Genomic DNA, 19,802 nt, shown 5'->3' on the forward strand with positions numbered 1-19,802 from the left:
ACGCTGCGAACGACGTATCCGCCAGGTGCGCGGCGAACGACGGGGGACAGATGACGGACAACGGGACCGACGGCACGATCGACCGACGCTGGGCGAAGGTCCGACCGCTCGTCTTCCGCACGATCATCGGCGCCGTCGTCGCGGCCGGGCTCGTCGGGATCGTGGCCGTGCTGCTCGGCGACTTCGGACGGGTCGCGGTGCAGCTGCTCCTGACGATCGTCGTGGTCGTCGTCTTCGCGCTGCTGTCCTGGTACGACGCCGACGTGTCGTCGCGCCGATCGGGCACCTTCGCGTTCGCCAGCATCGTGACCTCGATGTACCTGCTCGTCGCCGGGCTGTACAAGGTCTGGCTCGCCCCGACGAACCCGTCCGGTGGGGACGACCTCTGGCTCGTCGCCGAGCGGTTCTGGCACTGGATCTGGCTCGTCGGCGTCGCCCGGGTGGCGCTCCTGCACGTGCACCTGCTGCTCGTCATCCACCGCCGGTACCCGACGCCCGCGCTCCAGGTCGTCGCCAAGGCCACCGTCGGCGTCATCGCGCTGCTCGCGCTCCTGCTGTCGATCCCGCTGCTCGCACCCGACGTGGACTACGCGCGGGGGTACTGGCGACTCGTGTGGGTGGTGGTCATCCTCGACCTGCTCGGAACGGTCGTCGTGCCGCTCAGCAACGCGCTGTTCCGCCCGAGGGGCACCGCGTCGGCGCCGGCGGTCGGTTCGTGGCCGACGCCGGAAGCGCAGCCGGCAGTGCCCCAGATTGCGCCCGCGGCGCCCATCGCGACGTGGGGTGCCACCCCGGTGCCGGACGCCCCGACGGCTGCCACGGCCGTCGGTCCGGTCGGCGGGGACCGGTACCGGTACGAGCCGCGTCCGGCGTCGTCGCGTGCCCTGGCGTGGCCGCGGTACGTCGACGGCACGCCGCTGCCGGCGCTGCCCGACGGGTCGCCGGACTTCTCCGGGGTCGCGCAGGGCTGAGCGTTGCGCGCGCTGAGCGGTCGCGGTCGCTGAGGGGTCGCGGCGCTGGGCCGCCGCGCGACACCTGTCGTTCACCGTCCGGCCACCGGTCGGACGCGCAGGTGCTGAACAGTCGTGCAGGTCTCCCCTCCCCTCCCGAGAAGGACCTGCATGCGCACTCCTGCCCTGCGCCCCCACTCCCTGCGGCTCGGTGCCGCGGTCGTCACCGCGCTGGCCGTCGGTGCCGGCATCGTCACGGCCAGCCCGGCCCTCGCCGCCGTCGGTGACGACGACCCGAGCGTCGGAGCGGCCGCCGCGAACGGCCTCGTCGTCAACGAGGTCGAGTCGAACGGCGACGACACCGACTGGGTCGAGCTGCAGAACACGTCGCCGGCGTCGATCGACCTGACCGGCTACGCGTTCCTCGACGACGACAGCACCCACGACGCCTACGTCCTGCCCGCCGGCTCGACGATCGCCCCCGGCGGGTACTTCGTCATCGACCAGCTCTCGGCCACCGCACCCGGGTTCGACTTCGGGCTCGGCGGCGCCGACACCGCGCGGGTGTACGACCCCGCCGGCGACCTGGTGCTCCGGTACTCGTGGACGAGCCACGCGGTCGTCACGTACGGCCGGTGCGCCGACGGGTCCGATGCGCTCGTCGACACCACCACGTCGACGAAGGGCACCGCCAACGACTGCTCCTCACCCGTGCGCATCAACGAGGTCGAGTCGCAGGACGGCACCCCCGGCGACTGGGTGGAGCTGACCAACGTCGGCAGCGCCACGGTCGACCTGGGTGGGTACGTCCTGCAGGACAGCGAGGACGACCACGCGTACACGATCCCCGCCGGTACGACCGTTGCGGCCGGTGGCTTCACCGTCCTCGACGAGGCGGACTTCGGCTTCGGGCTCGGCAAGGCCGACTCCGCCCGTGTCGTCGATCCGCGGGGTGCGCTGGTCGACTCGTACTCGTGGACGGCCCACGCTGCCGCCACGTACGGCCGCAACCCGGACGGCACCGGCGACTTCGCCGACACCGCCGAGCCGACGAAGGGAAGCGCGAACCGGTTCGCCGGAGTCGTCACCGCCGAGCCCTGGCCCGGTGGCCCGGACGAGACCGTGCTCGACGACGAGGACACCTTCACCGGTGACCTGAGCGGCATCGACTGGACGACCTCCAAGAGCTCGCGGGACGGCCAGCTCTGGGCCGTGCAGAACGGCGACGGCCTGCTCTACCACCTGACCTCGGACGGCCAGGGCGGCTGGGCGCCGTCGAACGCGGCGGGCACGGACCTGCGGTACGCCGACGGCACGGCGACCCCGGACGCCGAGGGCGTCACCGTCACGAGCGACGACCCGGGCGCCGTGTACGTGTCGACCGAGCGGGACAACGACGTGTCGAAGACCAGCCGTCCGTCGGTCCTGCGCTACGCCACGACCGACGGGTCCGAGTCGACCCTCCGCGCCACCGACGAGTGGGACCTCGCCGCGGACTTCCCCGGGCTCGGCGCGAACGCCGGGCTCGAGGGCGTCACCTGGATCCCGGACACCTGGCTCACCGCGCACGGCTTCGCCGACGAGCAGACCGGCGCGGCCTACGCACCGTCGACGTACGCCGGACACGGCGAGGGGCTCTTCTTCGTCGGCGTCGAGGGCACCGCGACCGTGTACGCGTACGCCCTGATGGCGGACGGCTCGTTCCAGCGCGTGGCCACCATCGGTACGCCGTTCGCCGTCGTCGCCGACGTGCAGTTCGACCCGACCCTCGACGCGCTCTGGGTGGCGTGCGACGACGCCTGCGCCGGACGCACCGCGCTGTACGAGCTGACCGACGGTGCCTTCACCGCCGCGAAGGTCTTCGAGGCACCGTCGAACGCCGACCGGAACCTCGCCAACGAGGGCTTCGCGGTCTCCGGCGTCTGCACCGACGGGGAGCGCGCAACGTTCTACGCCGACGACAACGACACGGACGGGTTCTCGCTCCGCACGGGGACCTACCCGTGCGAGGGCGGTGGCACCGACCCGGGCACGGAGCCCACGCCGACCCCGACCCCGGGCACGGAGCCCACGCCGACCCCGACCCCGGGCGACGGCGGCACGACGCCGACCCCGACCCCGGGTGGGACGCCCACCGCGGGCCCGACCCCCGGACCCTCGGCTGCCCCGGCTGCCCCGGCTGCCCCGGTTGCTCCGGTGGCGCCGTCGGAGTCGCTGCTGACGGAGGCGAACCGTGGCGGAGTGTCGGCTCCGGCGTCGGCTCGTGCGGGGGAGACGATCACGGTGACGGTCGGCACTGCGTCGGCCGGTGACGTCGTGGACGTCTGGCTGTTCTCGACCCCGACCCTGATCAGGACCGCCGTGGTCGCATCCGACGGGACGGTGCGGGTGACGATCCCGGCGGACACGATGGCCGGTGCGCACCGGTTGGCGGTGACCGCTGCGGACGGGAGTCTGATCGGGTGGACCCCGCTCACGATCACCACGGATGGGCAGCTCGCGTTCACGGGTGCTGCGGGCCTCGGTGCCGGTGCGCTGGTGGCGTTCCTGTTGCTCGCGGCGGGCGCGGGTGTGCTGGTCGTGCGTCGCCGACGTGCGGCTGTGGCTGCGGAGTAGTCCCCAGTCCCCGCGGGCGCACTTCGTGAGCAGGAATGGTCGGGTTCGCACAGCGGACCCGACCATTCCTGCTCACCATGTGCGGTGGGCGCGACCGCGGGGCGGACGGGAGGCGCGGTGCGGGACCGCCACGGGCCTCCCGTCCGCCCTGTGGGTGCGTCAGCCGTCGGTGCGCAGCGTGTTCGAGTCGTCCTGACCCGGGATGGCGTCCTTCGTGGTCCAGCCGTACCAGCGGCCGTCGATCTCGGTGACCGCGCGGCCGTCGCCGCAGGTGACGAGGCCCTTCGTCGGGAGCTCCTCGGGCAGGAAGTCGGCGGTCATCGCGGTGCCGCCGTACGACTCGTCGAGCGGCGTGCACGCGTCCGTGTCGACGCCCTCCTTCGAGGCGAACCCGATGACGTACCCGGGTGCCGAGGCGTTGAGGCGGACGTCGATGTCCTTCGCGTCCTCGGGCACCCACTCCGGCATGAAGAACGCCATGTCGTCCGACTCGCCGGAGCGCGGCGCGTCGGAGTACGTGGCGAAGTGCTTCTGCGGGGTCTTGTTCGGCACGATGTCCTGGATCGCGCTGCAGCCAGCGGTCAGCAGCAGGGCGGACGCCGCGGCGGAGGAGGCGAGGGCGATGCGGAGGGTCCGGCGGGCGGTGGTGGGGCGCGTGTCGATGCTCATGCAGCAAGTCTCGTGACGGATCACCTGCTGAAACATCACGTGCACACCCGGAGTCGTGCGGGGGTTACCCCCACCTGTCGAGTCACCCGAACCTCGGGCCACCCGAACGTCGGGCCACCCATCGCCGATCGGCCCGCGCGGACGGCCCCGGCCCCGCAGTAGCGTCAGGGCATGCAGCAGGAGATCCTCCGGTACACCGCCTTCGCCGCCGAGCCCGGAGGCGGCAACCCCGCTGGGCTGGTCCTCGATGCGGCGGCGCTGTCCGACGACGACATGCTCGCGATCGCCCGCGAGGTCGGCTACCCCGAGACCGCGTTCGTCGTCGGCGCCACGGCGACGGGCCTGCAGGTGCGTTACTTCTCGCCGGGTGCCGAGGTGCCGTTCTGCGGGCACGCGACGGTGGTGCTCGCGGTGGCGCTCGCCGAACGCGACGGGCTCGGCCGCCGGGTGTTCACGACGGCAGCCGGCGAGGTCGCCCTCGACGCCACCACCGGTCCGGACGGCGCGGTGCAGGTCGCGATGACGAGCGTCGAGCCGGCGACGCGGGACATCGACCCGGCCCTGCTGGCACGGCTGTTCGACCTGCTCGGGCTCGAGGCCGCGGACATCGCTTCGGGCTTCCCGGTGCTCGAGTCCTTCGCCGGCAACTGGCACCCGGTGCTCGTGCTGCACGACCGGGAGCTCTTCCACCAGTTCCGCTTCGCACCCGGGCCCCTCGCCGACCTGCAGCGCGAGGCCGGGTGGGAAGGGACGGTCACGGTGCTGCACCGGACCGGGGAGCGTGAGTACGAGGCGCGGAACCTGTTCCCGGTCGGCCGCATCACCGAGGACCCGGCGACGGGCTCGGCGGCGGCCTCGACCGGGGCGTACCTGCGCGAGGTCGGTGCCGTCGAGCCGGGGGACCGCGTCACGATCCGGCAGGGTCGCCACGTCGGCCGCCCGAGCCTGCTGCTCGTTGACGTCCCCACGTCCGGCGGGATCACCGTGACGGGGAGCGCGACACCGATCGACTGAGCCGCAGCGCGCGGGATGGAATGCCGAATCGGGCGTACCTGGTCGAAACTTCCGACCAGGTACGCCCGATTCGGCAAGGTGCGCCCGAACCAGCGCGAGAAACTCCTTGACACGGATAAGTCCATACGCTGGACTAATCCTGCGCGCGGGCGATGGAGCCCGCGGACGTCACCCGTGCAAAGGAGCACCGATGAAACGCACCCGCATCATCGCCGGACTCGCAGCCGTGGCCGTCGCCGCGGTCGGCCTGGCAGGCTGCTCAGCCTCGGGGTCCGCCTCGAGCGACACGATCAAGATCGCGTACCAGAAGTTCGGCGCCTTCCAGCAGCTCGACGCCCAGATGAAGGTCGTCAAGAAGGAGTACGAGAAGGACAACCCGGGCAAGAAGGTCACGCTCGTCCCGATCCAGGCCCAGGGCAACGACTACTACACGAAGCTCGCGCTCATGAACAAGGCGCCCGCGACGGCTCCCGACGTCATGTACGAGGACACGTTCCTCGTCAAGGCCGACGCCGAGGCCGGCTACCTCCTGCCACTCGACAAGTACACGGCGAAGTGGAAGGACTGGGACCAGTTCTTCGACAACGCCAAGCAGGCCGGCCAGGGTGACGACGGCAAGATCTACGGCGTCCCGATGGGCACCGACACCCGCGCGCTCTGGTACAACAAGGACATCTTCAAGTCCGTCGGACTGCCCGTGCCGTGGGAGCCGAAGACCTGGGACGACGTGCTCGCCGCGGCGAAGACGATCAAGGACAAGAAGCCCGACCTGATCCCGTTCAACATCTACTCGGGCAAGGCGCAGGGCGAAGCGTCGACCATGCAGGGCTTCGAGATGCTCCTCTACGGGGCGGACGGCTCCGGCAACACCCTCTACAAGGACAAGAAGTGGGTCACGGGCTCGGAGCAGTTCGTCGACTCGCTGCAGTTCGTGAAGGACGTCTACCAGGGCGGCCTCGGCCCGACACCGCAGCAGGCGCTCGACACGAACGTCGGCACGACCATCGCCCAGACGTGGCTGCCGAAGGGCAAGCTCGCGATCGACCTCGACGGTTCGTGGCAGTCCGGCACGTGGCTGAAGTCCGGCACCGCGCCGTGGGCCGAGTGGAACGACGTGATGGGTCAGGCGCCGATGCCGACGCAGAACGGTCAGGACCCGGGATACAACTCGATGTCCGGTGGTTGGACCCTGGCGGTCGGCGCGAAGTCGAAGAACCCGCAGGCGGCGTTCGACTTCATCACGAGCTTCCTCGACAAGGACGGCTCGCTGAAGTACGACACCGAGAACAGCCAGATCGCCGTCCGCAAGGACGTCGCGGACGACACCGCCTACACCGACGCCAACCCGACGTTCAAGTTCTTCTCCGGACTGGTGGAGAACACGAACTTCCGCCCGGCGACGAGTGACTACTCGCAGGTGTCCAACGCGATCCAGGTCGCGATGGAAGCGGTCATGACCGGGCAGCAGACGCCGAAGCAGGCGGCTGCCGCGTACGACAAGGCCGTCACGCAGGTGGTCGGCAAGGAGAACACCGTCTCCGCTGGTTGACGGACGTCACCCACTGACGGACTGGAGGCGCGGGGCGGTCCCGCACCGCGCCTCCCGTCCGTCCTTCCCCACCTTCGGAACCCCTCCGCACCCGGAAGGCACCCATCGTGTCCAGCACCCCCCTCGCGCCGACGCTGTCGGCGCCCGGTGCGCCGAAACGCACCGATCCACCTGTGCCGCGCAAGCGGCGACCGCTGCGGAACGTCGGCCGAGCGGTTCCGCTCCTGCCCGCCCTCGTCCTGCTCGTCATCTTCCTGCTCGGCCCCGTCATCTCGTCGTTCTACGGGTCGTTCACGAACTCCGCGCTCACCGGCGCCGGCGCTGCCGACCAGCAGTTCGTCGGCTTCCAGAACTACGTCGAACTCTTCCAGGACCCGGACTTCCCGAAGTCCGTCATCCTGACCATCGTGTTCCTGCTCGCCTCGGCAGTGGTGGGCCAGAACGTGCTCGGGCTCGGCCTCGCGCTCCTGATGCGGTCCGCCAACAAGGCCGTCCGGGCGATCGTCGGCACCTTCGTCGTCGCCGCCTGGGTGCTGCCCGAGATCGTCGCCTCGTTCGCCGCGTACGCCTTCTTCAACGACGAGGGCACGCTCAACAGCTTCCTGGCGTCGATCGGCATCAGCGGTCCGAACTGGCTCTACACGTTCCCGATGTTCGCCGTGATCCTGGCGAACATCTGGCGCGGGACCGCCTTCTCGATGCTCGTCTACTCGGCCGCCGTGCAGGAGGTCCCCGAGGAGATCACCGAATCGGCGGAGGTCGACGGCGCGACCGGATGGCAGCGTCTCGTGTACATCACGCTCCCGGTGATCCGGCGGAGCATCTCGACGAACCTCATGCTGACGACGCTGCAGACGTTGTCGGTGTTCACCCTCATCTTCGTGATGACCGGTGGCGGACCGGGCACGAACTCGTCGACCCTGCCGATCCTGGCGTACCAGGAGGCGTTCAAGTTCTCGCAGCTCGGCTTCGGGACCGCGATCGCGACCATCCTGCTCGTGGTGGGGGCGGTCTTCTCGATCATCTACATCCGCGCGCTCAAGCCGGAGGTGGACTGATGGCCATCACTGCCCCGTCCCTCGACCCGACCTCGACCCGTGCGGTGACCGCTCCCGGTTCGCTGCACATGACGTCACCGCGCGGCCGCACGATGCGGTGGGTGGCGAACGTCGTGCTGCTCGTCATCGCGGTGTGCTTCGCGGTCCCGCTGCTCTGGCTCGTCCTCGCCTCGGTCGACACCCAGGCGTCGCTGTCGGTGAAGCTGCCGACGCAGTTCACGCTCGACAACTTCGCGAAGGTGCTCACGCCCGAGCTGTCGTTCATCCCGCTCGCGAACAGCCTGCTGCTCTCCGGCGGGACTGCGGTTGTCACCGTGGTCTTCGCACTGCTCGCCGCGTACCCGCTGTCCCGCTACAAGATGCGCGTCAACAAGCCGTTCCTGTACAGCATCCTGTTCGGGACCGGCCTGCCGATCACCGCGATGATGGTGCCCGTCTACGCGCTGTTCGTGTCGCTCAACCTGATCGACAACGTGTGGGGCTGCATCTTCTTCCTCGCCGCGACCAGCCTGCCGATGGCGATCTGGATGGCGAAGAACTTCATGGACTCGGTGCCGATCTCGCTCGAAGAAGCAGCGTGGACCGACGGGGCGTCGATGATGACCACCCTGACGCGGATCGTCGTCCCGCTCATGCGTCCGGGCATCGCGGTGGTGTTCATCTTCGTGTTCATCCAGGCGTGGGGGAACTTCTTCGTCCCGTTCGTCCTGCTGCTCTCGCCCGAGAAGGTGCCCGCCGCGGTGAGCATCTTCAACTTCTTCGGACAGAACGGGGCGGTCGCGTACGGACAGCTCGCCGCGTTCTCCATCGTCTACTCCGTGCCCGTCATCGCCCTCTACGTGATCGTGTCCCGAGGCCTCGGCGGCGGCAACGCCCTCGCCGGCGGCATCAAGGGCTGATCTGCTGGCCCCGGCCGGCTCACTCGAAAGGAACCACATGCACAAGGACGAACCGCTCGTCGAGGCCCGGATCGCCCGCCTCGTCCGCGACCGTGTCGACCCCGCCGTCCACCGCCGCTCGGCGCCGGTCACGATCGAGGCGTGGGAGGTGCCGGGTGAGCCGGTGCCGTTCGACTCCGCCGTCCAGCAGGCGTACGAACCGTTCACCGTGGGCAGCGCCTGGGGTGGCCGGCCGTGGGGGACCACCTGGTTCCGCATCACCGGCACCGTGCCGGCGGACTTCGGTACCGCGCCCGGGACCACCGCGGAGCTGCTCGTCGACCTCGGGTTCACGAAGCGGCACCCGGGGTTCCAGGCCGAGGGACTGGCGTACCGCACCGACGGCTCCACGATCAAGGGCGTCGAGCCGCGGAACGACACCGTGCCCGTCGAGGTCGGGCCCGGGGAGTCCTTCGAGCTGTACGTCGAGGCCGGTGCGAACCCGGACATCGGCGGCGACTCGTTCCAGGGGGCGACGCCGCTCGGGTCGCGCTCCACGGCGGGCGACGAGCCGATCTACCGCGTGCGTTCCCTCGAACTCGTCGAGCGCGACGACACCGTGTGGGAGCTGCAGCAGGACCTCTGGGTCCTGCGCGGCCTGATGGCGGAACTCCCGACGGACGGGACCCGCGGCGCGGACGTCCTGCACGCACTCGAGCTGGCCGCCGACGCCCTCGACCCCGACGACGTCGCCGGCACCGCCGCCGACGCCCGCGAGGTCCTCGCTCCGGTGCTGGCCGTCCCCGCGAGCGCTGCCGCACACCGGGCGATCGCCGTCGGCCACGCGCACATCGACTCCGCCTGGCTCTGGCCGGTGCGCGAGACGATCCGCAAGTGCGCCCGCACCTTCTCGAACGTGCTCGACCTGATGGACCGCGACCCCGACTTCACGTTCGCCTGCTCGTCCGCGCAGCAGTACGCGTGGATCCGGGACGGCTACCCGTCGATCTGGGCCCGGATCAAGCAGCGCGTCGCCGAGGGCCGCTGGATCCCCGTCGGTGGCATGTGGGTCGAGTCCGACACCAACCTGCCCGGTGGCGAAGCCCTGGCACGACAGTTCGTCGCCGGCAAGCGGTTCTTCCTCGAGGAGTTCGGCATCGACACCCCCGAGGCCTGGCTCCCCGACTCGTTCGGTTACTCCGGGGCGCTCCCGCAGATCGTCCGAGCGGCCGGCTCGAAGTGGTTCGTCACCCAGAAGCCGTCGTGGAACGAGACGAACGTCATCCCGCACACGTCCTTCCACTGGGAGGGCATCGACGGCTCCCGCATCCTGACGCACCTGCCGCCGGCCGACACCTACAACTCCGACGTCTCCGCCGCCGACCTGCACCGCGGTGAGCGGAACAACAAGGAGCGCGGCGTCGCGAACACCTCGATGCTGCTCTACGGCTTCGGCGACGGCGGCGGAGGCCCCACCCGCGAGATGGTCGCCGCAGCCCGACGCCAGCACGACCTGGACGGCTCGCCCCGCGTGCAGCTCGGCACCCCCGCCCAGGTGTTCGAGGAGCTCGAACGGGTGCTGCCGACCCCCGGCGTGTGGTCCGGCGAGATGTACCTCGAGTTCCACCGCGGCACCTACACGTCGCAGATCCGCACGAAGCAGGGCAACCGCCGCTCCGAGCACCTGCTGCGCGAGGCCGAGCTCTGGGCATCGACCGCAGCCGTGCGCCTCGGGCTCGACTACCCCTACGAGGAACTCGAGCGCGCCTGGCACACCGTCCTGCTGCAGCAGTTCCACGACATCCTGCCCGGGTCCTCGATCGCCTGGGTCTACGAGAACGCCGAGGAGAACTACGCGCAGATCGCCGAGGTCCTCGAGGGGCTGATCGGCAACGCGACGACCGCGCTCGCGAACGGGGGCGCTGCGGCGCTCGCCGGGGTCGGTGCGTCGTCGTCGACGGCTGCGGGCGGCAGCGGCGGCGGCGGCTTGGTCGATGCGCCGTCCGGCTCCGACGCCGTCGGTGGCAGCGGCTCGTCCGGCAACGTCGTGCGCTTCAACGCCTCGCCGGTCGCGGCAGGAGACGCAACCGCCCTGGGCGGTTCGCTCGGCTCGGCGCCGCGACCCGTGCCTCCCGTCCGCTCCGGCGACCACTTCGTCTTCGACACGGGCGTCGTCACGGCGACCATCGACGCAGCCGGCCACGTCGTGTCGCTCGTCGACCGCGCCAGCGGCCGCGACGCGATCGCACCGGGCGCGGCCGCAGCCGAGTACACCGTGTTCCGCGACACCCCGAACCAGTGGGAGGCATGGGACATCGACCGCGCGTACCAGCGCAACGGCACCGTGCTGACGGCCTCCTCGGTCGCGATCCACGGCTCCTCGCTCGTGGTGGAACGGTCGTTCGGGTCGTCGACGCTCACGACCCGGTACTCGGCGGTCGCCGGGCTCGCAGAGCTGGTGATCGAGACCGAGGTCGACTGGCACGAGCACCAGAAGCTGCTGAAGCTCGCGTTCCCGGTGGACGTCCGTGCGTCGTCCGCCTCGAGCGAGATCCAGTTCGGCCACATCGACCGGCCAACCCACCAGAACACCTCGTGGGACCACGCCCGCTTCGAGACCTCGGCGCACCGCTGGGTGCACGTCGCCGAGCCCGGGTTCGGCGTCGCGGTGGCGAACGACTCCACCTACGGGCACGACATCACACGCTCGACGCGGCCGGACGGCGGGACCACGACGCTCGTGCGCGAGTCGCTGCTGCGCGGGCCGACGTTCCCGGACCCGAACGCCGACCAGGGGCACCACGTGTTCCGGACCGTGCTGCGGGTGGGGGCGTCGGTGCTCGACGCCGCCGACTCCGGGTACCGGCTCAACCTGCCGGTCCGCACGGTGGAGGGGACGACCACGGTCGACCCGCTCGTCTCGGTGTCGTCGCCGCAGGTGTTCGTCGAGGCCGTGAAGCTCGCCGAGGACCGCTCCGGTGACGTGATCGTGCGCCTGTACGAGGCCTCGGGCGGTCGGGCGACCGACGTCGGGGTGTCGTTCGGGTTCGACGTCGCGTCCGTGACCGCCGTCGACCTGCTCGAACGCCCCGTCGACGCATCGTCGTGGCGGGCCGGGGAGCCCGTCGTGCTGACCCTCCGTCCGTTCGAGATCGTGACGGTGCGGGTGCGTCGGGCCTGAGGCAGCGGGCCCCTCGGTCCCCCTCGGGGGGAGAGACCGCGGCGCCGGACGGGACACGGGTGCGTTCCGTCCGGCGCCGTGTCGTGTGCGGGTGGGTGGGTGGCCTGGTGGTTGGGTGGGTGGGTGGCCGGCCTGGTCGTTTCGGGCGTAGGTGGTCGTTTCGGGCGTACCTGGTCGGAAGTTCCGACCAGGTACGCCCGATTCCGCTTGGGATCGCGTCCGCGCTGGGAAGGAACGTTCTCCCTCCACAGGCGGGCAGGCCTGGAGGCCCGTCCACAGACCTCGACATCGGCCGCCTGGGCGCGTGGCCGGTCGGGCATCGTCTCCTCCATGAACGAACCGCTGCCCATCCTCCGGGCCTCGCCCACGCGTGAGGCCGGCCTCGACGCCACCACCCTGCGCCGCCGGACCCGGCTCCACGGTCCGGGCAGACTCGTCCGGGCAGGGCCGAACGCGTTCGTGGACGGGGCGGCGTGGGATGCGGCCGGGCCACGGCAGCGGTACGTGACCCGTGTGCACGCGCGGCTCGGTCGGCTCGGCACCCGCGCGACGGCGTCGCACGAGTCCGCGGCCGCGGTGCACGGGCTGCCGGCGCTCGGCGGGTGGAGCGTCCCGGTACACGCCACCGTGCCGGAGTCGATGTACCGGGGCAGGACCGCCGAGCTGGTCCTGCACACGCGACCGGTGTCCGGCGCCGAACGGGTACGGGTCGGCGACCTCGCGGTGACCGCGGTCCCACGGACGGTGATCGACATCGCGATGGCCGGCGACCTGCGGACCGGGGTCGTCGTGGCAGACGCCGCGCTGCGCAGCGGGATCGCCGCGGACGACCTGTGGCGAGCGGTGCACCCGAGTGCTCGCGGGCGTGCCCGGGCCGCACAGGTGCTCGACCTGGCCGACGGGCGTTCGGGTTCCCCGGCGGAGTCACTCGCGCGCGTGGTCTTCCGCGAGCTCGGGCTGCCCGCTCCCGTGCTGCAGCAGGAGTTCGTCGTCGACGGTCGCCGGTCCGCCGTCGACTTCTGGTTCCCGGCCGAAGGCGTCGTCGTCGAGATCGACGGGCGCGCGAAGTACACGCAGGAGCGCTACCTCGGCGGCCGCAGCCAGACCGAGGTGTTCCTGGACGAGAAACGTCGTCATGCCAGGCTGCTCACGGTGCCGGGTGTCCGGACGATCATCCGGCTCGAGTGGCGTGACCTGTTCGACCTCGATGCGTTGGCACTGCGACTCCGCGCCGCCGGGCTGCCGTGCGCGATCCGCCCGGTCCGGAGCGCTCGGTCCACCGCGGTCGGTGGGCGTCGGTGAGCCGGCTCAGCGCGGCCTGGTTAGCGTGGCGGCATGGCAGTGCAGGAGATCTGGCTCGTCCGCCACGGTGAATCGCTCGCGAACGTCGCCGCCGCCCGGGCCGAGGCCGCGGGCGACGACGTCATCGACGTCGAGTACCGCGACGCCGACGTCCCGCTCAGCCCGCTCGGTGAGGCCCAGTCGCGGTCGCTCGGACAGGAACTCGCCGACCGCGGCATCGACGACGTGCCCGTGGCGCTGTGGGTCTCCCCGTACCTGCGCGCGCAGCAGACCATCGAGATCGCGCTCGGGGCCGGCGGGCTGGCCGAGCCGGAGAGGCGGGTGGACGAGCGGCTCCGCGACCGCGAACTCGGAGTCCTCGACCTGCTCACCCTGCAGGGTGTCCGGAACCGACACCCCGACGAGGAACGTCGCCGGCAGTGGCTCGGCAAGTACTACCACCGGCCTGCGGGCGGCGAGTCCTGGGCCGACGTGATGCTCCGGCTCCGGTCGGCTCTGAGCGACGTCGAACGGATCGAGGGCACCGAGCGGCTCGTCATCGCGGCGCACGATGCCGTCGTGATGCTGGTCGTGGCGGTGTGCCTGGACCTCGACGAGCCGACGCTCATGGAGTTCGCCCGGACGCACGCGGTCGCGAATGCCTCCCTCACCCGGCTCCGCCGCGACCGTGCGGGTGCACCGTGGGTGCTCGAGGAGTTCTCCTCCGTCGGGCACCTCGACGACGACGAAGTCACCGCGCACACCGGACGGAAGGACGACGAGCATGCCCGCTGAACCCATCACCCCGAACTTCCTCCGTGACTGGCCACTCCCCGAGGCCGGTGCCGGCAAGTACGGGCGCGGGCAGGTGCTCGTCGTCGGCGGCGCCGCGCGGACACCGGGAGCCGCGATGCTCTCGGCGCTCGCCGCACTGCGGGTGGGAGCGGGGCGACTCACCCTCGCAGTGGGACGGAGCATCGCGAACGAGGTCGCCGTCGCCGTGCCCGAGTCCGGTGTCGAGCCGCTCGACGAGGACGCGGACGGTCACGTCGCCGTCGGCGCGATCGAGGGGATCGCGGACTCGGCCGCGAGCGCGGACGCGGTGTTGGTCGGCCCGGGACTCGACGATCCCGACGGCACCCGTGACCTCGTGGCCGGACTCGCCGGCGTCGTCGGACCGCAGACCACGATCGTGCTCGATGCCTTCGCCCTCGGGGTGGCGGCCGACGTCCGGGAGCTGCTGGAACCGCTCCGTGGTCGGCTGGTGATGACGCCCAACTCCGGCGAAGCCGAACGGCTCCTCGGTCGGGAGGGCAGCGACGACGACGTGGCCGACGCGATGGCGATCGCGCAACGGTTCGGGGCGGTCGTTGCCCTCGGTGACGCCATCGCGACTCCTCGGGGGCGTTCCTGGATCAAGGGCACGGGCTCCGGTGGGCTCGGGACCAGCGGGAGCGGCGACGTCCTGTCGGGTGCCGTCACGGGTCTGCTGGCTCGTGGTGCGGAACCGGCGCAGGCGGTGGCGTGGGCGTCCTACGTGCACGCTGCCGCGGGGGACCGTCTCGCGGTGCAGGTCGGGCCGCTCGGCTACCTGGCGAGCGAACTCGTGACCGAGATCCCGCGCGTGCTCGTCGAGCTCGGCGCCTGACCGCGCCGGTTCGTTCCCAGAACGCGCGCGATACCTCACGCTTTCGGGCGTACCTGCCAAGAACTTCCGACCAGGTACGCCCGATTCGACCAGGTACGCCCCGCCCCGCCAGCCCATCCGCCAGCCCAGCCGCCAGCCTCGCCCGCCCCACCTCAGCCCTGCAGCGCCTCCACGGCCTTCGCGATGCGCCGCGCTCGGGTCTCCGGCGCCTTCGCCTGCGACACCGGGTCGGCGAGCGCTCGCTGTCGCGAGTTCGACAGGGTGTCGAACTCCGCACGCACGCCGGCGTCCTGCAGCGCCGCCGCCAGGTCGTCGGGCAGGTCGATCGTCCGGGGCTGCGTGTCGACGACGAGCGTGACCTCGACGGTGTCGCCGGCAGCGATCCCGGCGGACTCGCGGTGTGCTGCGGACAGCGGCACCAGGAACTGCTCGTCCATGACCCCGACGGTGGACCGGTAGGTGTAGCCACCGTTGATCGTGACGACCACGGGCGGGCGCTTCCCCGAGCCGAGCGCATCGATCACGGACGACGGGACCGGGAGCCCGGTGGCCGTCTTCCTCGCCAGCAGGACCGTCGTCGTGAACTGCATCCGTGCCTCCAGGCCGATGTGGGCGCGACCGTGCACCCGTGGTGGGAAATCAGCAGAACCGTACAGGCGTACCCGCTGTTCCGCCACCGTTCACCGCGGCAGCACGGGACGGAAACCGGCCGCCTCCACGATCGTCCCGGGCCGACAACCCCGGCTCCACCCGAAGGACCCGCAGCACCCACCCGAAAGGCACCTCCCGTGCAGCACAAGCGCACCATCGCCGGCATCGCCCTCGCCGCCGCAGCGATCGTCACCCTCGCCGGATGCTCGGCCACGAGCTCGGCCAGCACGACGAAGGACGACACGAACTGGAAGACCGCCACGAGCGCCGAGGCCTCCGGTGGCATGGACGCCCTCGTGAAGGCCGCGAAGGCCGAGGGGCAGCTCAACGTCATCGCGCTGCCGCCGTCGTGGGCCAACTACGGCAAGATCATCGACGGCTTCACGAAGAAGTACGACATCACGGTCAACTCCGCGAACCCGAACGGCTCGAGCGCTGACGAGGTCGCCGCGGTGAAGTCGCAGAAGGGCCAGTCCACCGCGCCCGACGTGCTCGACCTCGGCAACGCCGTGCTGCAGGAGAACCTCGGCCTGCTCACCGACTACAAGGTCGCGAACTGGGGCGACATCCCCACCGACCTGAAGGACGAGGACGGTGCCTGGACCCGCGACTACACCGGCCTGATGTCGATCGGGTACGACTCGTCGAAGATCTCCGATGCCCCGAAGGACCTGAACGACCTGCTCGGCTCCGAGTACAAGGGCAAGGTCTCGATCGCGGGCGACCCGACGCAGGCGAACCAGGCCGCGTCGGCGGTGTACCTGGCTGCGCTCGAGAACGGCGGCTCGGCCGACGACATCACGAAGGGCGTCGACTACTTCGGTGACCTCAAGAAGGCCGGGAACTTCCAGAACGTGCTGCCGACGCAGGCCACGGTCGCCTCGGGTGAGACGCCCGTCGTCATCCAGTGGTCGTACAACAACCTCGCGTGGGGCCCCGCAGCGGGTGCGAGTGGCAACCAGAACTGGAAGACCGTCGTGCCCGAGGGACAGGCGCTCGGCTCCTACTACTCGCAGGCGATCAACAAGGACGCCCCGCACCCCGCCGCAGCCCGTCTGTGGCAGGAGTACATCGCCAGCCCCGAGGCGCAGAACCTGTACCTGCAGGCCGGTGCGTTCCCCGCGACCCTCGCCGCCATGGAGCAGTCCGGCAAGGTCGACCAGGACGCCCTCGACGCAGCCGGTGGCGCGCCGAAGGACTACGTCGAGCTGACCGACGCGCAGGTGGCGGACGCCGCGAAGGTGCTGTCGGCCAAGTGGTCCGCCACGATGGGTTCCTGACCAGCATGACCACCGCATCGGCGGGCGCGCCCGCGCCAGCGGCGAGCGCACCGGCGACGAGCGCGACGAACCCCGTGCTCCCGACGTCCGCACGAGCGTCCGCCGATGCCGTCCGACGCGGCGCCGGACCCCGCGTCCGGCGCCGCGTCGGCCTGGCCTGGCTCGGCCTCACCCCGTTCGCCGCGTACGTCCTGCTCTTCCTCGCCGTCCCCGCGGTGATCGCGGTCGGCAGCGGGTTCTTCACCGACGACGGCGCGTTCACCCTCACGAACCTCGCCGCGTTCGCCGATCCGTCGGTCCTGCGGGCCTTCGGCGGCTCGTTCGGCCTGTCGGCCGTGTCCGCGGTGATCGGCGCCGTCATCGGAGCGCTCGTCTGCTGGGCGCTGTCGGCACTGCGGCCCGATGGGCTCGTCCGGTCGATGATCGACTCGGCCGCGAGCGTCCTCGCCCAGTTCGGCGGCGTCATGCTCGCCTTCGCCTTCATCGCCACGATCGGCGCGCAGGGCCTCGTCACCACGTGGCTCGTGGCCGCCTTCCACGTCGACCTCAACGCGGACGGCGCCTTCCTGTACACGGTCCCCGGACTCGTGATCCCCTACGTCTACTTCCAGGTTCCGCTGATGGTCCTCACGTTCATGCCCGCACTGGAGGGCGTCAAGACCCAGTGGGGTGAAGCCGCCGCCACCCTCGGCGCCTCGCGCGCCACGTACTGGCGCCGGATCGCCCTGCCCCTGCTCGCGCCGGCGTTCTGGGGTTCGTTGCTCCTGCTCTTCGCGAACGGGTTCTCGTCCTTCGCGACCGCCGCCGCGCTCATCTCGCAGGGCGGCATCGTGCCGCTCACGATCCGCACGCAGCTCACCAGCGAGACGCTCATCGGCCTGCAGAACGTCGCCGGGGTGCTCGCGTTCGGGATGGTCGTGGTGATGGCGGTCGTGATGGGTGCGTACGCACTGCTGCAGCGCCGGGCAGCCAGGTGGCAGCGATGAGCGGGGCGGCCCCGGTGCGTCCGGTGAGGCCGGGAGGCGCGGCTCGCGTCGGCCGCTTCGGTGCGGCCCCGTCGCGGGTCACCGCCACGGCCGTGCTCACGGTCGTCGGGATCGTCTTCGCGGTCCCGCTGGCCGCGCTGGTGCAGTTCACCTTCCGGCAGGGGACCGACGGCGGCCTGACGCTCGCGCACTGGACAGCCGTCACCGACCCGGTCAACGCGTTCACCTACCAGCCGGTGTTCGACGGGCTCCGGGCGTCGCTGCTCATCGCGGTGATCACCGTGGGTATCGTGCTGTTCGTCCTGCTGCCCGCCCAGATCATCACGGCGCTGCGCTACCCGAGGCTCCGCCGCGTCCTCGAGTTCGTCTGCATCGTGCCGATCACCGTCCCCGTCGTGGTGCTCGTCGTCGGCTTCATCCCCGTCTACCAGGTGGTCTCGCGGGTCTTCGGGTCCGACGCCTGGACGCTGGCCTTCGCGATCGGCATCATCACGCTGCCGTTCGCGTTCCGCCCGATCGCCGCCGCCATCACCGCGACGGACATGACGGTGCTGTCCGAGGCCGCCCGGTCGCTCGGGGCGTCGTGGTGGACGGTCACGTGGCGGGTGCTCCTGCCGAACCTCCGCCGGGGCATCACCGCCGCGTGCTTCCTCACCATCACGGTGGTCCTCGGGGAGTACACGCTCGCGGCGTTCCTGTCCCGCACCACCTTCCAGACCGCGCTCGTCCTCGTGCAGCAGACCGACCCGTACGTCGCCGCGATCTTCTCGGTCGCCGCGCTCGTGTTCGGGTTCGTCCTGCTCGTCCTGATCGGCCGCATCGGTTCGGGCCGTCGTGTCCGCCGTGTCCGCGCCGTCCGCAGCACCCCCGTCAAGGAGTCCGCATGACCGTCACCGCACCGGCAACCCCGGCGTCCCTCGCCACCACCGGCGCCGTCGTCGAGCTCGAGGCCGTCGAGAAGCACTACGGCACGCACCGCGCCCTGGCCGGGTTGTCGCTCCGCGTCGAACCGGGGGAGTTCGTGTCCCTGCTCGGACCGTCCGGGTGCGGCAAGACGACGGCGCTCCGAGCACTCGCAGGCCTCGAGGCCATCGACTCCGGCGCCATCCGCATCGACGGCCACGACGTCGCCGCCACGCCGGTGAACAAGCGCGACATCGGCATGGTGTTCCAGCAGTACTCACTGTTCCCGCACATGACGGTGCGGCAGAACGTGGCGTTCGGCCTCGAGATGCGCCGCGTCCCCGCCGCCGAGCGCAGGAGCCGCGTGGTCGAGGCGCTCAACATGGTGCACCTGGGTGCGTTCGCCGAGCGCTACCCGCACCAGCTGTCCGGCGGCCAGCAGCAGCGCGTCGCCCTCGCACGGGCCCTGGTCACGCGGCCCCGGGTCCTCCTGCTCGACGAGCCGCTGTCCGCCCTCGACGCGAAGGTCCGGGTCTCGCTGCGCGACGAGATCCGCCGGATCCAGAGCGACCTCGGCATCACCACCGTGTTCGTCACCCACGACCAAGAGGAAGCGCTCGCCGTGTCCGACCGCATCGCCGTGATGAACGCCGGTGACATCGAGCAGGTCGGCACGCCCGAGGAGCTCTACCGCTCCCCGTCGTCGGCGTTCACGGCGGACTTCGTCGGCCAGTCGAACCGGCTGCAGGGCGACCTGCGCGGCGGCGACGTGTTCGTGTACGGGTTCCGCGTGCCGGCACTCGATGCCTCGGTCCCGGACGGGCCGGTGCGCGCCTACGTCCGACCGGAGGACGTCGCCTTCGCCCCGGAGGGGATCACCGGCACCGTCGTCTCGTCGAGCTTCCTCGGGTCGATCCGCCGCACCACCGTCCGCCTCGACGACGACACCGTCGTGACCGTGCAGCACGAGGTCGGCGACCGTCGCGCCGCGGGCGAGCCCGTCGCCGTTCGGCTGCTCGGCGCACCCGTGGCGGTCGCCCCGCTCGCGTAGTCGCGAAAGTGACAGTCCTCGCCGGGCCAGGCGCGTCCCCTCCGCGAAGGCGACAGTTCCCCGCGGAACGTCGGCGGCACACTGTCG

General features: G+C 71.1%; 16 protein-coding genes. 14 read left to right on the forward strand and 2 right to left on the reverse strand.

The features are described 5' to 3' along the window. The first annotated feature begins 50 nt into the window (after positions 1-50). Together ACVKXF_RS06955 and ACVKXF_RS06960 are read left to right on the forward strand one after the other, a co-directional pair. A complete protein-coding gene (locus ACVKXF_RS06955; protein ID WP_456795280.1) occupies positions 51-971 on the forward strand; it encodes a hypothetical protein in 921 nt (306 codons plus the stop codon). A 150-nt stretch (positions 972-1,121) separates the two neighbouring features. Continuing rightward, positions 1,122-3,566, forward strand: coding sequence for a lamin tail domain-containing protein (locus tag ACVKXF_RS06960; RefSeq protein WP_456795281.1), 2,445 nt, complete (start codon positions 1,122-1,124; stop codon positions 3,564-3,566). A 159-nt stretch (positions 3,567-3,725) separates the two neighbouring features. Here the strand turns inward: ACVKXF_RS06960 and ACVKXF_RS06965 are convergent, their stop codons facing one another. Next, positions 3,726-4,235: a hypothetical protein gene (locus ACVKXF_RS06965; protein ID WP_456795282.1), complete on the reverse strand. Its 510-nt coding sequence runs from the start codon at positions 4,233-4,235 to the stop codon at positions 3,726-3,728. A 171-nt stretch (positions 4,236-4,406) separates the two neighbouring features. Between ACVKXF_RS06965 and ACVKXF_RS06970 the strand changes: the two genes are divergently transcribed. The 8 genes from ACVKXF_RS06970 (at position 4,407) to ACVKXF_RS07005 (ending at position 14,844) form a co-directional block, all read left to right on the forward strand. Further along, positions 4,407-5,249, forward strand: a complete 843-nt coding sequence (locus ACVKXF_RS06970) for a PhzF family phenazine biosynthesis protein (RefSeq protein ID WP_456795283.1) — start codon at positions 4,407-4,409, stop codon at positions 5,247-5,249. A 190-nt stretch (positions 5,250-5,439) separates the two neighbouring features. Next, entirely contained in the window at positions 5,440-6,798 is a 1,359-nt protein-coding gene (locus tag ACVKXF_RS06975) for an extracellular solute-binding protein (RefSeq protein WP_340197723.1), read from the forward strand. A 107-nt stretch (positions 6,799-6,905) separates the two neighbouring features. Beyond that, complete coding sequence (locus ACVKXF_RS06980) at positions 6,906-7,856, forward strand: carbohydrate ABC transporter permease (RefSeq protein WP_396289468.1); 951 nt, start codon at positions 6,906-6,908, stop codon at positions 7,854-7,856. Further along, positions 7,856-8,755 (forward strand): carbohydrate ABC transporter permease, encoded by a 900-nt coding sequence (locus tag ACVKXF_RS06985; RefSeq protein WP_456795284.1) that lies wholly within the window; start codon positions 7,856-7,858, stop codon positions 8,753-8,755. The genes ACVKXF_RS06980 and ACVKXF_RS06985 overlap by 1 nt, the downstream gene beginning before the upstream one ends. Positions 8,756-8,792: 37 nt before the next feature. Beyond that, positions 8,793-11,915 (forward strand): alpha-mannosidase, encoded by a 3,123-nt coding sequence (locus ACVKXF_RS06990; RefSeq protein ID WP_456795285.1) that lies wholly within the window; start codon positions 8,793-8,795, stop codon positions 11,913-11,915. 330 nt (positions 11,916-12,245) lie between these two features. Beyond that, on the forward strand, positions 12,246-13,217 hold the full coding sequence (locus ACVKXF_RS06995; protein ID WP_456795286.1) for a hypothetical protein: 972 nt from the start codon (positions 12,246-12,248) through the stop codon (positions 13,215-13,217). 33 nt (positions 13,218-13,250) lie between these two features. Further along, on the forward strand, positions 13,251-13,991 hold the full coding sequence (locus ACVKXF_RS07000; protein ID WP_340197719.1) for a histidine phosphatase family protein: 741 nt from the start codon (positions 13,251-13,253) through the stop codon (positions 13,989-13,991). Next, complete coding sequence (locus tag ACVKXF_RS07005) at positions 13,981-14,844, forward strand: NAD(P)H-hydrate dehydratase (RefSeq protein ID WP_123311890.1); 864 nt, start codon at positions 13,981-13,983, stop codon at positions 14,842-14,844. The genes ACVKXF_RS07000 and ACVKXF_RS07005 overlap by 11 nt, the downstream gene beginning before the upstream one ends. A gap of 152 nt (positions 14,845-14,996) precedes the next feature. On the opposite strand, the gene ACVKXF_RS07010 is transcribed toward ACVKXF_RS07005, so the two are convergent. Next, positions 14,997-15,434, reverse strand: coding sequence for a YdeI/OmpD-associated family protein (locus tag ACVKXF_RS07010; protein ID WP_456795287.1), 438 nt, complete (start codon positions 15,432-15,434; stop codon positions 14,997-14,999). 198 nt (positions 15,435-15,632) lie between these two features. On the opposite strand from ACVKXF_RS07010, the gene ACVKXF_RS07015 reads away from it, so the two are divergent. Genes ACVKXF_RS07015 through ACVKXF_RS07030 form a run of 4 tightly spaced genes read left to right on the forward strand, consistent with a single transcriptional unit; the run spans position 15,633 to position 19,715 of the window. Then, entirely contained in the window at positions 15,633-16,775 is a 1,143-nt protein-coding gene (locus tag ACVKXF_RS07015) for an ABC transporter substrate-binding protein (RefSeq protein WP_456795288.1), read from the forward strand. Between the two features lie 5 nt (positions 16,776-16,780). Then, positions 16,781-17,761, forward strand: coding sequence for an ABC transporter permease (locus tag ACVKXF_RS07020; protein WP_456795289.1), 981 nt, complete (start codon positions 16,781-16,783; stop codon positions 17,759-17,761). After that, positions 17,758-18,648 (forward strand): ABC transporter permease, encoded by an 891-nt coding sequence (locus ACVKXF_RS07025; RefSeq protein WP_456795290.1) that lies wholly within the window; start codon positions 17,758-17,760, stop codon positions 18,646-18,648. The genes ACVKXF_RS07020 and ACVKXF_RS07025 overlap by 4 nt, the downstream gene beginning before the upstream one ends. Continuing rightward, positions 18,645-19,715 carry an ABC transporter ATP-binding protein gene (locus ACVKXF_RS07030; protein ID WP_456795291.1) on the forward strand — a complete coding sequence of 357 codons (1,071 nt, stop codon included), beginning with the start codon at positions 18,645-18,647 and terminating at the stop codon, positions 19,713-19,715. Before ACVKXF_RS07025 ends, ACVKXF_RS07030 begins: the two co-directional genes overlap by 4 nt. The last annotated feature ends 87 nt before the right edge of the window (positions 19,716-19,802 follow it).

This window comes from Curtobacterium sp. PvP017, from assembly GCF_054060195.1.

Coding starts and splice junctions, on each gene's coding strand:
- ACVKXF_RS06955 (WP_456795280.1), top strand. CDS start 51: ATGACGGACAACGGGACCGACGGCACGATCGACCGACGCTGGGCGAAG.
- ACVKXF_RS06960 (WP_456795281.1), top strand. CDS start 1,122: ATGCGCACTCCTGCCCTGCGCCCCCACTCCCTGCGGCTCGGTGCCGCG.
- ACVKXF_RS06965 (WP_456795282.1), bottom strand. CDS start 4,235: ATGAGCATCGACACGCGCCCCACCACCGCCCGCCGGACCCTCCGCATC.
- ACVKXF_RS06970 (WP_456795283.1), top strand. CDS start 4,407: ATGCAGCAGGAGATCCTCCGGTACACCGCCTTCGCCGCCGAGCCCGGA.
- ACVKXF_RS06975 (WP_340197723.1), top strand. CDS start 5,440: ATGAAACGCACCCGCATCATCGCCGGACTCGCAGCCGTGGCCGTCGCC.
- ACVKXF_RS06985 (WP_456795284.1), top strand. CDS start 7,856: ATGGCCATCACTGCCCCGTCCCTCGACCCGACCTCGACCCGTGCGGTG.
- ACVKXF_RS06990 (WP_456795285.1), top strand. CDS start 8,793: ATGCACAAGGACGAACCGCTCGTCGAGGCCCGGATCGCCCGCCTCGTC.
- ACVKXF_RS06995 (WP_456795286.1), top strand. CDS start 12,246: ATGAACGAACCGCTGCCCATCCTCCGGGCCTCGCCCACGCGTGAGGCC.
- ACVKXF_RS07000 (WP_340197719.1), top strand. CDS start 13,251: ATGGCAGTGCAGGAGATCTGGCTCGTCCGCCACGGTGAATCGCTCGCG.
- ACVKXF_RS07005 (WP_123311890.1), top strand. CDS start 13,981: ATGCCCGCTGAACCCATCACCCCGAACTTCCTCCGTGACTGGCCACTC.
- ACVKXF_RS07010 (WP_456795287.1), bottom strand. CDS start 15,434: ATGCAGTTCACGACGACGGTCCTGCTGGCGAGGAAGACGGCCACCGGG.
- ACVKXF_RS07020 (WP_456795289.1), top strand. CDS start 16,781: ATGACCACCGCATCGGCGGGCGCGCCCGCGCCAGCGGCGAGCGCACCG.
- ACVKXF_RS07025 (WP_456795290.1), top strand. CDS start 17,758: ATGAGCGGGGCGGCCCCGGTGCGTCCGGTGAGGCCGGGAGGCGCGGCT.
- ACVKXF_RS07030 (WP_456795291.1), top strand. CDS start 18,645: ATGACCGTCACCGCACCGGCAACCCCGGCGTCCCTCGCCACCACCGGC.